10 protein-coding genes and 1 other RNA gene are annotated in these 15,294 nt (G+C 44.6%); 8 read left to right on the forward strand and 3 right to left on the reverse strand.

Annotated features, from left to right (window positions below):
- Positions 1-81: 81 nt before the first annotated feature.
- The 5 genes from EXU57_RS03940 (at position 82) to EXU57_RS03960 (ending at position 8,624) form a co-directional block, all read left to right on the forward strand.
- On the forward strand, positions 82-3,657 hold the full coding sequence (locus EXU57_RS03940; protein ID WP_133266844.1) for a histidine kinase: 3,576 nt from the start codon (positions 82-84) through the stop codon (positions 3,655-3,657).
- An 11-nt stretch (positions 3,658-3,668) separates the two neighbouring features.
- Positions 3,669-4,421: a LytR/AlgR family response regulator transcription factor gene (locus EXU57_RS03945; protein ID WP_133266845.1), complete on the forward strand. Its 753-nt coding sequence runs from the start codon at positions 3,669-3,671 to the stop codon at positions 4,419-4,421.
- Between the two features lie 207 nt (positions 4,422-4,628).
- Positions 4,629-4,985 carry a hypothetical protein gene (locus tag EXU57_RS03950; protein ID WP_133266846.1) on the forward strand — a complete coding sequence of 119 codons (357 nt, stop codon included), beginning with the start codon at positions 4,629-4,631 and terminating at the stop codon, positions 4,983-4,985.
- A 1,184-nt stretch (positions 4,986-6,169) separates the two neighbouring features.
- Positions 6,170-7,006 (forward strand): hypothetical protein, encoded by an 837-nt coding sequence (locus EXU57_RS03955; protein WP_133266847.1) that lies wholly within the window; start codon positions 6,170-6,172, stop codon positions 7,004-7,006.
- Positions 7,007-7,124: 118 nt separating this feature from the next.
- Positions 7,125-8,624 (forward strand): ATP-binding cassette domain-containing protein, encoded by a 1,500-nt coding sequence (locus EXU57_RS03960; protein ID WP_133266848.1) that lies wholly within the window; start codon positions 7,125-7,127, stop codon positions 8,622-8,624.
- A 52-nt stretch (positions 8,625-8,676) separates the two neighbouring features.
- Here the strand turns inward: EXU57_RS03960 and EXU57_RS03965 are convergent, their stop codons facing one another.
- Entirely contained in the window at positions 8,677-10,008 is a 1,332-nt protein-coding gene (locus EXU57_RS03965; protein ID WP_207955375.1) for an acetylxylan esterase, read from the reverse strand.
- 97 nt (positions 10,009-10,105) lie between these two features.
- Between EXU57_RS03965 and EXU57_RS03970 the strand changes: the two genes are divergently transcribed.
- Positions 10,106-11,524 carry a glycoside hydrolase family 28 protein gene (locus tag EXU57_RS03970; protein ID WP_133266849.1) on the forward strand — a complete coding sequence of 473 codons (1,419 nt, stop codon included), beginning with the start codon at positions 10,106-10,108 and terminating at the stop codon, positions 11,522-11,524.
- Between the two features lie 220 nt (positions 11,525-11,744).
- Here the strand turns inward: EXU57_RS03970 and EXU57_RS03975 are convergent, their stop codons facing one another.
- Positions 11,745-12,977, reverse strand: a complete 1,233-nt coding sequence (locus EXU57_RS03975; RefSeq protein WP_133266850.1) for an ABC transporter permease — start codon at positions 12,975-12,977, stop codon at positions 11,745-11,747.
- A gap of 104 nt (positions 12,978-13,081) precedes the next feature.
- Here EXU57_RS03975 and EXU57_RS03980 point away from each other — a divergent pair, with 104 nt between their 5' ends.
- Positions 13,082-14,368: a DUF5103 domain-containing protein gene (locus EXU57_RS03980; RefSeq protein ID WP_133266851.1), complete on the forward strand. Its 1,287-nt coding sequence runs from the start codon at positions 13,082-13,084 to the stop codon at positions 14,366-14,368.
- A 77-nt stretch (positions 14,369-14,445) separates the two neighbouring features.
- Positions 14,446-14,850: a hypothetical protein gene (locus EXU57_RS03985; protein ID WP_133266852.1), complete on the forward strand. Its 405-nt coding sequence runs from the start codon at positions 14,446-14,448 to the stop codon at positions 14,848-14,850.
- A gap of 202 nt (positions 14,851-15,052) precedes the next feature.
- On the opposite strand, the gene ffs is transcribed toward EXU57_RS03985, so the two are convergent.
- An RNA gene (gene ffs, locus EXU57_RS03990) (signal recognition particle sRNA small type) lies at positions 15,053-15,151 on the reverse strand.
- Positions 15,152-15,294 lie beyond the last annotated feature (143 nt).

The following is a 15,294-nucleotide window of genomic DNA, read 5'->3' on the forward strand; positions in this document are numbered from 1 at the left end:
GTCAAATGAGAGTCGCCATTGGGAAATTGCAACCTTATATTCTTTCTGATCAGCAGCAAATCTTTATATCTTGGTTCCTGCATGGTAACGAGACTACTATACCTTCTGCTGTTGCCGAACCTCCTGAGCGCACAGTTTCTTTTTACTAACCTGAAACCGGAAGACGGGCTTTCCTCCCGGGAAGCAAGATGCACTTACACCGACAGCGAAGGTTACGTATGGATCGGAACCGAAAACGGCCTGAACCGCTACGATGGCAGTCACTTCAGAACCTGGAACCACCAGCACACGGAGTACCCTCCCTCGCTAGGTACGGCCATTTACACCATCCTCGAACACAACAATGACGAATTGTGGTTTGGCACGAATTCCGGCGCAGGCATATACTCAAAGAGTAAAAATGCCTTTCGCGAACTTCCCGTTAAGACCACCCACCCGGTAAAGTCAACCGTAATAAAGCTTTTAAAAGACAAGTCAGGCACTACCTGGATGGCGACCGGGCGCGGACTCTTCATCTACGCTCAAAGCGCTTTTGTAAATGCAGCGGAAAGATACCCTCACCTGAAAGCACTTGATACCGCGCTTATTCTTCAGGGTTCCATTGCTTACGACCCTGTTCGCGATTACCTCTGGGTGGGTACGCCAAAAGGCCTGTTCTGCATAGATCTGCATAAACAACAATTGTATTCGGCAAACAACAATCCTTATCGCTGGCCCATATTTGTTCAGGCCCAGGTACTTTCCATTGCCTTAAATCGCAGTGGCAGCATAGCCGTTAGCACATTAAGCGATCACGGACTATTGTTTTACGACTTCAAAACGAATCATTTTGAAGAAACCCCCATCATCAACAACAATAACCTTTGGAACCTAAAAGACGGTTGCAATACCCTGTTCTACGACTCAGACAATCGTTTGTGGATATCTACCCACCGGTATACTTCATTTATCCGGCTGGCAGATGGCCGATTTGAAAATATAGCGTATAACCGCGACATGCCTTATTCGATTGCCTATGGCTTTTTTTACGATGCGTTCCAGGATAAATTCGGCAACATCTGGCTGTCAACAATTAATGGCGTTAGCAAACTTGAGCCGCAGAACTTTCTGCTGAATATTATCAAATCGCCCACCTACCCCTACTTCCTGTCCGTAGAATTTGGAAACATCAATGCATTCGCAACAGATAAGGCAGGCAATTATTGGCTCGGAAAAATGGATGGGCTCGTAAAATACGCCACCCCTAACAAAACCTTCACTCATTTTTCACCCACATCCAATATCTACTGGAACGAATTATTTGACCTGAAGTGGATCAACAACAAGTTGTGGTGCGGCAGTAGTCATGGCATCTGGATCCTGGATCCGGCGACAGGACGGTTTACGGCATTTGGCTTTAAAAACGACATGGAGCGTTTTAGCGGGCCCATTTCGTGGATCCGGGAAGACCAGCGTGGTTTTGTATGGTTCGGAATATGGAACTCGGGCGTGTTCAGGTTTGATCCAGCCAGCAAAACCTGTATACAGTTCAACGGATCCAGCCCAAAATGGGGAGACATGAACATGAAGCGAAGTTTTGCTTGCCTTGAAACAAGTGATGGTCATATCTGGGTAAGTGGATCTTCCGATGGTGTACGCATATTTGATCCGAAAACCGAAATTTTCCGCGGGCCGGTCGACCCAAGGCTTACAAACATAAGTGTGTACTCAATGGCTGACCACAATGGTGGCATCTGGTTAAGTACCCCTTCCAAACTGCTGAAATGCACCTATTCCGGAAAAGTTGTTGACTCGGTAACGGAAACGGAAGGACTGCCTCCTTACAGGCTCTCCGACCTTTGTGTAGATAGTAAAAATCGCTTGTGGGGTGTATCCCGCGAAGGTTTGTATTGCATCGATCTGGGAACAAATGCCGTCTCGAAGGTAAATGTCAAAGCCACATTCTCGTTTAACGATCACTGGAACAGCCTTGTTCAACAGGGTGATACCCTGTATGCTGCAATGCTGGATCACCTCGTGGTAATCGACAGCCGCAAGTACCGGCAACATCAACAGCCCTCAGCACCACTCATTTCCGGTTTCCGGGTATTCCAGGATGAGAAACCTTTCGACAAAAATAAAGTGATACAATTGAGCTTTCAGCAGAATCATTTTTCATTCGACTTTTCCTCGCCTAATCACAACGATTTACCCGACCTGCAATACGCGTACAAACTGGAAGGCTTCGACAAAGACTGGAATTATTGTGAGCGGAATCAAACGGCCACCTATACCAATGTACCCGCGGGCAAGTACGTCTTCAAAGTAAAAAGCAGCGAGGGCACGAGGAACACCGGCGCCTTGATTACAGCCATCTCAATTACAGTACGGCCTCCCTTCTATCAAACCTGGTGGTTTGCAGGCATCGTTCTTTTGTTACTGCTGGTGCTGGCCTGGCAATTTTACAAATGGCGAAAAAAAGTAAAACTCCGGCGCAATGTTAATACCACCATCGACTACTTCGCAAATTCGATCTACGGCGAAAATTCAGTCAACGAAATCTGCTGGGATATTGCCCGTAACTGTATTTCCCAGCTCCAGTTTGAGGATTGCGTGGTGTACCTGCTCGACAAAGAAACAAACAAGCTAGTACAAAAAGCTGCTTACGGGCCCAAGAACCCTAGGGGGCATGAGATCATCAACCCTATCATGATCGACATTGGTAAAGGCATCGTTGGCACCGTTGCGGAAACGGGTAAACCGCTGATGATCGGCGACACTACGGTTGATGAAAGATATATTGTCGACGACGAAAGCCGGTGCTCTGAGCTTGCTGTTCCAATCATGCATGATCAGCAGGTAATCGGCATCATCGACTCGGAACACAGTAAAAAGCATTTTTTTACAGAGGATCACCTGAAAGCCCTCACCACTATAGCTTCCATTAGTGCAAACAAAATAGCTGAGGCGCAGGCCGAAGCTTCCGTAAAACACAACGAGCTCAAATTGCTTGAAATTAATAAGCTGCTTGCCGAAAGTCAGTTGATGGCACTACGTGCACAGATGAACCCCCATTTTGTATTCAATTGCCTCAACAGTATACAGGAATGTATCGTTACCGAAAAATATGCTGACGCCAGTAAATACCTGAACAAATTCTCCAAGTTGTTTCGAATGGTGCTCAATAATTCCGGGAAAGACATGGTAACGGTCGAGGAAGAAATTGAAGTACTGCAGTTGTATCTCGAATTGGAAAAAATGCGTTTCGAACAAAGCTTCAGTTATGCAATCAACATCGATCCCGAGCTCGACACGGATATACTTGTACCCTCGATGTTATTACAACCCTATGTCGAAAATGCGTTATGGCACGGCCTCATGCACAAAGAAGGTGAGCGCCAGTTGCGTATATGTTTCATTAAAAAAGACGAGGACCTGTTCCAGTGTATTATCGACGATAATGGAATAGGCAGGAAAAGATCTTACGCGCTTAAACAGCAACAAAGCAAAGCAAAACGGCATGAGTCCAAAGGATTAAAGATTTCCGAGGATCGGCTCAATGTATTACAACGACAAAATAATCATGCGCGTTTCGAAATCATCGACAAATACGACGAAGACGGAACTCCCACCGGAACAAAGGTGGTGGTTGAACTATCTGCTTTTTTAAAAAGCTAAAAACAACGATTATGATAAAGGCCCTGATTGTTGACGACGAGTTGAAGGCGAGGAACATCCTGCACCACTACATGGTCAACTTTATACCTGAAATTACAGAAATCCGGCAAGCCGATTCGGTCGATGCGGCATTGCATGTGATGGAAACCTATCAGCCATCAATTGTTTTTCTCGACGTTGAAATGCCCAACAAAAACGGATTTGATCTATTGGTCTCATTGAAAGAACCCGAGTTCGATGTCATTTTTACAACCGCTTATAACCAGTATGCCATACAGGCTATCCGCTTTAGTGCCTTAGACTACCTGCTTAAGCCGGTTGACCCCGATGAACTCCGTGCTGCGGTAATTCGGCACCAGGAGAAACACGAGTCCGTTCAGCTGAAAAAAAAGCTGTTCGAAAACCTGGTCACCAACATGGAAAAGAAAGAGATCAGGGACTTCAAAATAGCAGTACCCTCAACAGAAGGGGTGCACTTTTTTATGATTGACGATATTTTGCGCCTCGAAGCCGACCGGAGTTATACCCACATACACTTAGTAGCAAAAAAACCTTTCCTGGCCAGCAAAACCCTAAAGCATTTTGAAGAAATGCTGGAAGAATTTTATTTCATCCGCACACATAAATCACACCTGGTAAATCCCCGCCACATCAGCAGGATGACCAGTGATCACGAGAGTCTTGTTCTCTCTGATGGCAGTAAAGTAGAGGTTTCGCGCCGGAAAAAAGAGGAGGTCATGCAACAACTCAATCTCAGGTCGTAGCAACCATTCGTTGTTTCAAACCAACCATTAGATTACTGCTTTTGACTATTACTGCAGCAGGTGCTTGCTTTACACTTCGAACACAGATTTGTCTTTTTATGGACCCGGCAGCATGGCATTGGGCGACCCCGGTTGCGTCGCACTCTTGTACTGTATATCCATAATGAGCAAATAACAGTGCGCCACGATTCATCATAAGGCAAGCATATGCACACGCTATTACTTTACATAAACATTATTGTGTTAACCATAGGTTTAACCTTCCTGCTCCTGCTGGCACAATTGCCGGCGGTTAAGAAGTTAAACTATCTCTCAGGCAGATACTGGAACAAAAAATACCTTCAATCAAACGCGATGGTGTTGTCGGTTACACCAACAGGGCGCTATATCAATATGAAGTACCAGGTAACCATTCAGGTGCAGGTTATGCCGGATAAAGGAAAAAACTTTGTGGTTGAAATCAGGTCGCTATACTCAATGAACGATCTCAAAGCCATTCAAACAGGCAGTTACGTACGGGTTAAATATAATCCGGCAAATACAAAAGATGCATTTTTAATCTAACGATCATCATTGCGCGGCAATCGTCATTGCAATCGCAGTCCCCGTCATTGCAAGCGCAGCGAAGCAATCCCTTAGTAATGATGAATGATGAAGTACGAATGATGAATGAAATACCCTGCATACTTCGTCATTATAATCGCAGCCCTCGTCATTGCGAGCGCAGCGAAGCAATCCCTAGTAATGATGAATGATGAAGTATGAATGAAATACCCTGCATACTTCGTCATTAAGCGCGCAGCATGCTGTTCGTCATTGCGAGCGCGATCCCCAGCATTGCGAGCGCAGCGAAGCAATCCCTTAGTAATGATGAATGATGAAGTATGAATGAAATACCCTGCATACTTCGTCATTAAGCGCGCAGCATGCTGTTCGTCATTGCGAGCGCAGCGAAGCAATCCCTAGTAATGATGAATGATGAAGTATGAATGATGAATGAAATACCCTGCATACTTCGTCATTAAGCGCGCAGCATGCTGTTCGTCATTGCGAGCGCAGCGAAGCAATCCCTAGTTGTAGCATCGCTAACTCAACCGCAGCAATCGTCATTACAATCGCAGCCCTCGTCATTGCGAGCGCAGCGAAGCAATCCTCGTCATTGCGAGCGTAGCGAAGCAATCCCATGTTGTAGCATCGCTAACTCAATCTCAGCAATCGTCATTGTAATCGCAGTCCCCGTCATTGCGCTCGCGATCCCCAGCATTGCGAGCGCAGCGAAGCAATCCTCGTCATTGCGAGCGCAGCGAAGCAATCCTCGTCATTGCGAGCGCAGCGAAGCAATCCCATGTTGTAGCATCGCTAACTCAACCGCAGCAATCGTCATTGCAATCGCAGTCCTCGTCATTGCGAGCGTAGCGAAGCAATCCCATGTTGTAGCATCGCTAACTCAATCTCAGCAATCGTCATTGCAATCGCAGTCCCCGTCGTTGCGAGTGCAGCGAAGCAATCTTCGAAAATATATGATTAATAAACTTTCTTCCGGTATTATAAGGCCGAGCAGATGTTAAATCCAGCAACAATTTAAATTGAATTACTTCAAATTAAACAGCAATTGCGCATACGTTTAATTCGAATTTACCATTTGTTCTTTCACACTCACCGCTTGCTGTTTAGAATTGCAACGACATAACCTGCGAAATAGCTTTACATCATAAATAAAAATTCAAATAAATAGAAAAAGAAAAAAAATGAAAAAGTCAAACTTTAAAATTACATCATTAATTACAATCGCCTTTGCATTTGCACTTACTTCGTGCTCAAAAGACTATCTGAACAATACTGGCAGGGCATCCGATGAAAGCTTAGTTACCGGTACATCCGAAAACATTACCACTGGTCCTATCACGCTTAGTCCTAAGTTATCCAAGCATGGCGAGACCACCTTAACTTACACGGCATTATTACAATTATCACAGGTTAGCTATAATGCCAACAATCACACTGCTTATTCAATCGTTAACCAGAATGGTAAGACAAGTCATATCGCTACGACTTATTACCAGGGGAATATCACCGGCAGATTTGTATACCAATTGAATGCTCAAGGCCTGGCGGCGAGCATCCGGGCAGAAAAGTTATATAACGGTGAATGGCAACTTTATTGGGAGGACACTTATACGTATAACGCTTTGAAACAATTAATCAAAATTTCCAGCAATAGCGGTCATTACGATTTTGTTTATGATGCAAATGGCGACTTGTCCAACATTAAATATACCAACTGGCAAAACAAATTAATCATGGAAACCATTTTCTGGTATCAGGTGGGTGGGCCGTTTATTGCCGACAAAAACAGGATAAATCCTGAAGACATTTGGGTTGATCCATACCTACGTATCTATGGCAAGTTCAGGAATCATCTACCAAAGCGTATCAAGCATTCTAATTTTAATCCCAACGGCGAAAAAACGGATTATAAATATGAATACGTACTTGATGCCAATGGATACATTAAAACGCAAAAGAAAATTGATGCACTTACAAATGTTTTGGTCGAAACAAAGCCATTTGAATACATACAATAAACCCTCAAATCTCATCAAAGAGGCCTCCAGCTATGGAGGCTTTTTTTGTTTTGTTTGATACCGTTCACGGGTTGCTTTAAAGTTTAAGACTGTACATTTGAACGCTAATAAGTGATGCATGCAAAATACTTTACTGTCCTTTACCGGAGTTACCATCCGCCCGGTTGGTGGCAGGTCTTTTACCAACATTAGTCTCGATGTAAATAATCAGGAGCACCTTGCGGTAGTCGGACAAAACGAGCCGCTGAAAAATGCTTTGCTGGATGCAATTGCCGGAACAGCGAACATTGTAAGTGGTAAAACAAAATATCCTTTCTACAAAGATTACCTGACTGCAAACACCCTTACCGACCCATTGCTGTCGCCACATAAGTTGTTTGCTGTGGTATCGGGGAAACATAGCTTTCGCACGTTATCCAATACCAGCGACTTTTACTACCAACAACGTTTTAACTCAACTGACTCGGAAAACGCTTTGAAGGTTTCAGAATTCCTGAATACAGTTAAATACTATGACCAGCATGCACACTGGACTGTAAAGCGCACCATTGAAAAACTGCACCTTGAGCCATTGCTCGACGAAGAGCTCATCAAACTATCTAATGGGGAGACAAAAAGAGTGATGATTGCAGCAGCAGTTTTACGCAACCCCGTTTTATTGCTGCTGAGTAATCCGTTAACCGGCCTGGATGTTGGCTCAAGGGCCGAGATACTAAAGCTCATTGATGAAATCGCCAATTCAGGCATAACCGTAGTAATATTTACATCGGGAACCGAGCTTCCTACATGTATACGGCAGGCAGTTGTGGCCAACCCGGATAATACCATTACTAAAATTCCAATAAGTGAGCTAAAAGCCGAAGCACCTGTTAATAGCCAAGAACCGCCGAACGAACAGGAGATTGCAGACCTCCTATCTATACAAAAGATGCCCCGGTTTGAACAAATCGTGTTGATGAACAACGTGTCAATCCGATATGGTGAAAACGTTATTCTTGATGGGGTGAGCTGGACCATAAAGCAGGGCGAACGCTGGGCGCTGCTGGGGCACAACGGCGCAGGTAAGTCTACCCTTCTGAGTCTCATAAATGGCGACAACCCGCAAGCGTTTGCAAACGACATTATACTCTTCGACAGGAAAAAGGGTTCAGGCGAAAGTATTTGGGACATCAAGAAGAAAATAGGCTTTTTCTCTTCGGAGCTATACCAATATTTTCCGGGCGAAACGAACTGCCTGCACGCCGTAGAGTCTGGTTTCCACGATACGATAGGTTTATTCAAACCGAGTAATCCATCCACGGCAGCGATCTCCCTCAGGTGGATGAAACTATTAGGTATCTCCGGCCTTGCTGAGAAACGCCTAAGGCAGATTTCGTTAGTAGAACAGCGACTTTGCCTGCTTGCAAGAGCGTTGGTAAAAAGCCCGGTACTTCTTATCCTCGACGAGCCCTGCCAGGGTTTTGAACCCTATCAACAAACTTTTTTTCGCAACCTGGTCGACACAATTTGCCGGGTACGGAACATTACACTGGTTTATGTAACCCATTACCAGGAAGAGTTGCCGGAGAGTATAACGAAAACCTTGCGGCTTGCAAAAGGAAAGATTGTTGATGAATAAGGCTTGTGTTAGCAGGTACTACTACAAACCAGGTCTGCCACTTATACACCAATTATTTTAATTGTTTCCTGATCCAGTCAATGGACTCCTGGTTGGTTTCTTCAAATCGCCAGTGTGCTGAAATCGGTGTAATAGCTATCGTCTTTGGTGCTTTAACCACATTCACCGCGGCAAACACCGAAGTGGGCGGCACCGTGTTGTCGTTATAACCCCAACTGTAGAAGCCGGGCACACTGATGTGCCTGGCAAAGTTCACCACATCATAATAGGCGATGGTGCGCAGCTTTGCAGGTGTATTGTTAACGGCCTGGGCGCGTTGGTTAAGCATATGTGGCCAGCCTCCTGCACGGCCATGCAAATAACCGGTTATGTCACTCAGCGCCGGGTAAAATGCCACAAGGCAGGTAACCCGTTTGTCCAATGCAGCGGTAACAATTGAAAGCGCCCCTCCCTGGCTTCCGCCGCTGACAACTACGTTTTTGCCGTCGAATTCAGGAAGACCACATAAAAAGTCGATGGAGCGAATGCAACCGAGGTAAACACTTTTGTAGTAATAGTTATCCTTATCGTCCAACTGGTCAAGCCAGTATTCGCCGAAAGCATTCGTTATGTTGCGGTAAGTTTCTGCGTCAACCAAGGGCGATATACCATGTATCTCGATGTTGAACGTTATAAAGCCCATTTCAGCAAGCGAAGTAGAAGCAGTGACAGGTTTGATACCTGCGCCGGGAGGTGAAAAAACAACGGGGTACTTCCCCGGCTTTTTTGGCTTACAGAGGTAACCGTAAATTCTTCTACCCACCCGGTCATTTTGGAGGTTCACAAGGTAAACATTGACCGTAGTGGTTGATTGTTCGGGGAGCAGGGTGACATCCGCATCCATTGGTATGTTTGCTGCGCGTGCTTTTGCACTGTCCCAATACTCAGCAAAGTCGGCCGGCAATGTGATTGTTGGCTGTATACGCTCCGGCTCAAAGGCAACTTTAACCTGGTCGGAGTAGGCACGGCCATTGATGTTGGTTCTTACTACCAATTGCCGGAACCCCGGCACCGCTTTTGTTCCAATGGCTATCTCTCCTGTTCCCTCCTTTAAGGTGATCGTTTGCTTTTTGTCGGGCGGTAGCATCTCCGGCCCGACTTCGTAACTGACTATCACGTTTTTAATGGGCACCCCAAATTTTAAAACACTAATTTTTGCTGTGGCGCTTTCATTTAACCTATAATTCCAGTCTGCCGAATTTGGTGTAATTACAAACTGAACGAGTCTAATCGGTGCGGGGCTGTTTTGGGCTTTAGCAAATACCTGGAAAGCAAAAAACAGCATTAGCAAGTTTATTAGTTTCATCATGCTAAGTTGCGTAAAACCACTAATCTTCGTAAACATTGGCATCGTTTTATCACCCTTTTTCTATTGGCATTATTAAATAAGCAGATATTGTGGCATAAACCCGCTGACCATCCTGGTTTAAAAAAGAAGCTGTATGAAAAACAAATTACAATTGGTTCTCCTTGCGCTGGCCGTGATTGCCGCCTTTGGCCATGGCTGCAAAACCAAATCCCTTTCCAAGCAGGTAGACGGAGCCGAAAGCTGGGCAGCATTACCAGGTATCCTCGCCCAAATTAAAGCCCCGGAATTTCCACGGAAAGATTTTCCGATCTCAGACTTCGGCGGCAGTGGCAACGGAACAACAGATAACACCCAGGCATTCAGGGATGCCATTGCGGCTTGTAACAAAAGTGGCGGCGGGCGTGTGGTTGTTCCGGCAGGCAATTACCTGACAGGGCCCATACACCTGAAAAGCAATGTAAACCTTCACGTTGCAAAAGGTGCTACCGTAAAGTTTTCTACGAACCCCGACGATTACCTGCCACTGGTATTTAGCCGGTGGGAAGGTGTTGAGCTGATGAATTACTCACCATTTATTTATGCATTTGAGCAAAAGAACATTGCTATTACCGGCGAAGGTGTATTTGACGGCCAGTCGAACGAGACCAACTGGTGGCCGTGGAAGGGTAACGTTAAAGATGGCTGGAAACCCGGAACACCAAACCAAACGGATAAAGACAAACGTGCGGCGCTTTTCCTGATGGCGGAGAAAAATGTACCTGTCGCAGAAAGAAAGTTTGGGCCTGGCTTCTATTTACGTCCACAATTTGTACAGCCTTATCGTTGTGAAAATATACTTATTGAAGGTGTGACCTTTATCAATTCGCCGATGTGGATACTAAACCCGGTGCTTTGTACTAATGTTACGATCCAAAAAGTTACTGTTGAAAGTCATGGACCCAATAATGATGGCTGTGATCCGGAGTCGTGTAAAAACGTGTTGATCAAAGATTGTTTTTTCAACACCGGGGATGATTGCATTGCAATTAAGTCAGGCAGAAATGCAGATGGTCGCCGGCTTAATATACCCAGTGAAAACATCGTAATACAAGGTTGTACAATGGCAAACGGGCATGGCGGTGTGGTTATCGGCAGCGAAATATCAGGAGGAGTGAGAGACGTGTTTGCAGAAAATTGTTCAATGAACAGTCCCTTGCTTGATCGGGCACTCCGGATTAAGACCAGCTCCGCCCGGGGTGGTGTTACAGAAAACATCTTTATGCGCAACATACAGGTTGGGCAAGTGAAAGAAGAGGTGGTAATTGCGACGATGATGTATGAAGACGCCGGCAACTTTATGCCCGTAATCAGGAACATTGAGGTGCGCGATGTAACGGTGAAAAAAGGTGGAAAGACCGGCGTGGTGTTGGAGGCCTACAAGGAATCTCCGATTGAGAACTTCAGAATGATCAATGTAATAATAGATAGTGTGAAAACACCTTACAAGTTTACCAATGTAGGCAAGGTGCAATTCAACAATGTAACCATAAATGGGAAGGCCGTTGACTTATAGTGGTTTTGCAGCCGTTTATAAGCTTAGTGTTATTGGAGTTGAAATGATGGGTCGTTAACTTGCCCCTATGTCAGCTGATACCACAGCTTAGTACTTGCATTATTTTTAGCGTTGCAAATGGCGTTTGTAGAGCTGCTTTTAAAAGCTGAATAGCGCGTTGCAAGTACAAGTGAGTGACACAACGATGTTGCGCAAAGCCTCCATGCCGGTCACCAAAAAATTACCTGAACTGAATTGCCTTCACCGGTTGAATACTCCGGACAATTAATGTGGGAATGATAAGAGCAAAAAAACATACAACAGTTGTTCCCAGGCAGATAGCGACAACCTGCCACCATACAATTTGTACAGGGGCCTGCGATACATAGTATGCCGATTCATCGAGCCGGATAAAGCCGGTATACTGTTGAAGGAGGCAAAGCCCAACCCCGACAATAAGCCCCAGCCCGACGCCAAAGATTGTGATGAATGAAGCATGGTAAAGGAATATTTTCTGGATGAGCCAGTTGCGACCGCCGACTGCTTTTAAAATACCAACCATACGGGTTCGCTCGAGCACGAGGATAAGGAGGCAAGTAACCAGGTTGATGATTGCAACCAGCGACATTACTACGAAAATGACGTTTCGGTTAACGTCCTGTATGTTTAACCAATCAAAAATGTTGGGGTAGATTTCTCTTACGGAGCGACTGATCCATTCGGCGGGTAAGAGATCATACATCACGGTGTTCACCGTATCCATTTTGTGGTAATCGTTGATGAATATCTCGTATCCGCCAATCTGCGACGTTTTCCAGTTGTTTAATCGTTGAACGAGGCGCAAGTCGCCAATAACAAAAAGTTTGTCGTACTCTTCGATACCAGTACGATAAATGCCGGTAACCCGTAAGCGCCTGAAATTGCTTTTCCCTGCCGCAGCGTCGATGAAATGAATGTTTACGGTATCGTTTATTTTAACCTGCAATTGCTCGGCAACGGGTTGCGACAAAACAATTTCGCGGCTGTACAATTCATCCGTGTACTGCAACCACCTACCCTGCTTTAGGAAAGCTTGCAGGTGACTAAAATTATAATCTTGTTCTACACCTTTAAACAATACCCCTTCGATGTTGCTGCCTTTTTGCAGTACGGCACTTTTGGTTGCAAACGATTGTATGGTGCCGACATCGGGTATCTGATGGAGAATTGAAAGCACATCGGCATTTTTTTCAAGCGGAGTTTCTTCGGCCACAAGTGATTTACTTGGTTCGAATTGCTGCACCCTGATGTGCCCCCAAAAACTAAATACCTTTTCGCTAACGGTTTTTTGGAATCCATTAACAAACGCAAGTGTGATGATCATGGCTGCAACACTGACTACCGTTGCAGCAGTTGCCAGGCGTATGATAAACCTTGAAAATGATTGAGATGCGTTAAAGGCGATGCGTTTAGCAATAGCAACTGCAATATCCAATCGGCATGGTTTTAGTTTTACCAAAACTACACTTACACCTCCAATACAACAAAAGCATTTAGCATTGCAATGATTGTTGTAGGTTTAAATTTCAATAAACAAGGATGAGCCGAATCTTTAGCTTCCTGCTGGCTTTCATGACCTATTTTGCTGTGCAAGCACAGGTAGATCCCGATGTAGTTTATATGCCTTCGATAAAAGGCGTAAAGCTTTTTCAACTGAATAACCAAACCAGTTATGCCATCACCAATGTAAATTCAGCTGAAACACTGGAGCTGCATTTCGACGACCTGGATGCAAGGGTAAAAAGTTACTTTTATACATTTGAATTGTGCAATTCAGACTGGCGCCCTGCAAACCTCAGCACATTTGACTACCTGAAAGGATTCTCGCAGGTAAGGATGAACCAATACCGGGTTTCGTCAATTGCGTTTACGCGATACATACATTACCAGGCCAATATACCTGACCGCAATTCCATACCGACCAAAAGCGGCAACTACCTGTTAAAAGTATTCCTCGATGGCGACGTAAACAAGCTTGCATTTACCCGCAGAATACTTGTTGTGGACCAGAAAGCTGATATAGCTGCGCAGATACTACAACCTTTCAACAGCCAGCTTTTCAGAACCCACCAGAAAGTACAATTCTCCGTAAGCAAAGCCCAGCTAAATTCCCTTAATCCGAACCAGGATATTAAAGTGGTGATTCTTCAAAATAACCGGTGGGATAACGCTGTACTAAATCTCCGGCCCACGTTTATACGGCAGAATATGCTTGAATTTAATGCTGAAAACGATGCTGTTTTTCCAGCGGGAAAAGAGTTTCGCTGGGCGGATATGAGAAGTTTCAGGTTAAAGGGCGAGCGCATTGCAAAGCTGGTTACGAACGACCGGTCGCTTGATATTTTCCTGCAGCCTGATCCTGAACGAAGCCAACAACGATACGTAAACTTCAGGGATTATAATGGTTACTATATTGTTGAAAATACCGATACCGGCAATCCGTGGTGGCAGGGCGATTATGCCAGCGTTCACTTTACATTTGTTCCAAACGATCATACGCCTTACCCGGACAAAAACGTTTATTTAGTTGGGGAATTGAACAGCTTCAATACAAACGATACATCGGCAATGAAATACAATGCCGAGCTCGGGTATTATGAGAAAACCGTGATGTTAAAGCAAGGCTTTTATAGTTATACCTATGTAACCCGGGATATCAGAAACAAAAATTCGGTTGCCCTTGCGGAGCAAACCGATGGCAACTTCAACGAGACAGAAAATGATTATACGATCCTGGTGTATTATCGTCCGCTTGCAGGCAGACATGATGAGCTTATTGGGATTACAACAGTAAACTCGCTGAATAGCCGGAGAATAGGGTTTTAACATTATTGCTGTTAAACAAGGATCGTGGTTTGCATTATTGGTAGAATACCTTTGTTAATATAAACAGGTTGATGTAAGTGAAAATTCTACTCTCCATTATTGGCGTTTTTTTAGCTGGTTCAGGCTGGTCTCAAAAGATCGACAGCATTTACTTTAATCTTTATACCGATAGCCTTAAGAAAGGAGTTCACAACTACATCAATGTAGATGGCAAGCTTTCCACCGGAAGTTTTCTCCCATTAATGTCGGATGAGGTTAGCTTTAGCAGTTCTGCAGGCAAGTGGGACGGCAATTCAATCATCATCGACTCCTCCTACAAATTTGACTCTGTTGTAATCAGTGTTGCATTAAAGAGTAATCCACAGGTGACAAAATCAGTCACCATCTATATCAAACGGAAAGAGACCGTTGAAGCACTTAGAACAGAACAGGAAATACTTGATGATCTTAAACGTGGTAAAAAGAAGAATTTAGCGACCTGATATAGGTCCCTTCAATAACCGATTCTTACTACAAGTTTTCCTGGTATAAAGTCATCCTGGTTCCTGCAATCTTTTTTTTAATCAATGATAAAATGGGAATGCATCCGCGCGTAGTTATATCGCGCGAAACTAACTTGTAAGTAGGAAGATGAGTTTGAAGCTAAGGTGTACCATCGGATACCCGATGAGGTAGGGGCAAAAAAAATGGCAAGTTACTTACATCGCACCGCTACAACCATCTACCCTTGCTGCATTCCTGCCCTGGGGGGTTCAATAGGAGCTGGTCGTATAAGACTTGCCGCTGCGAAAATAGTGGAATAGGATCAAACAAAACAAAGAAGTTGATTTTTATTTTATTTGTTTTTTTGAGTTTGTTTCACACAAGTAATATACTAGTCATGTAGGACTTTGTTGTACCCGCCAAGAGCAACCCCTGGGAACATC

It is taken from the genome of Segetibacter sp. 3557_3 (assembly GCF_004354985.1).
Taxonomy (GTDB): Bacteria; Bacteroidota; Bacteroidia; order Chitinophagales; family Chitinophagaceae; genus Segetibacter.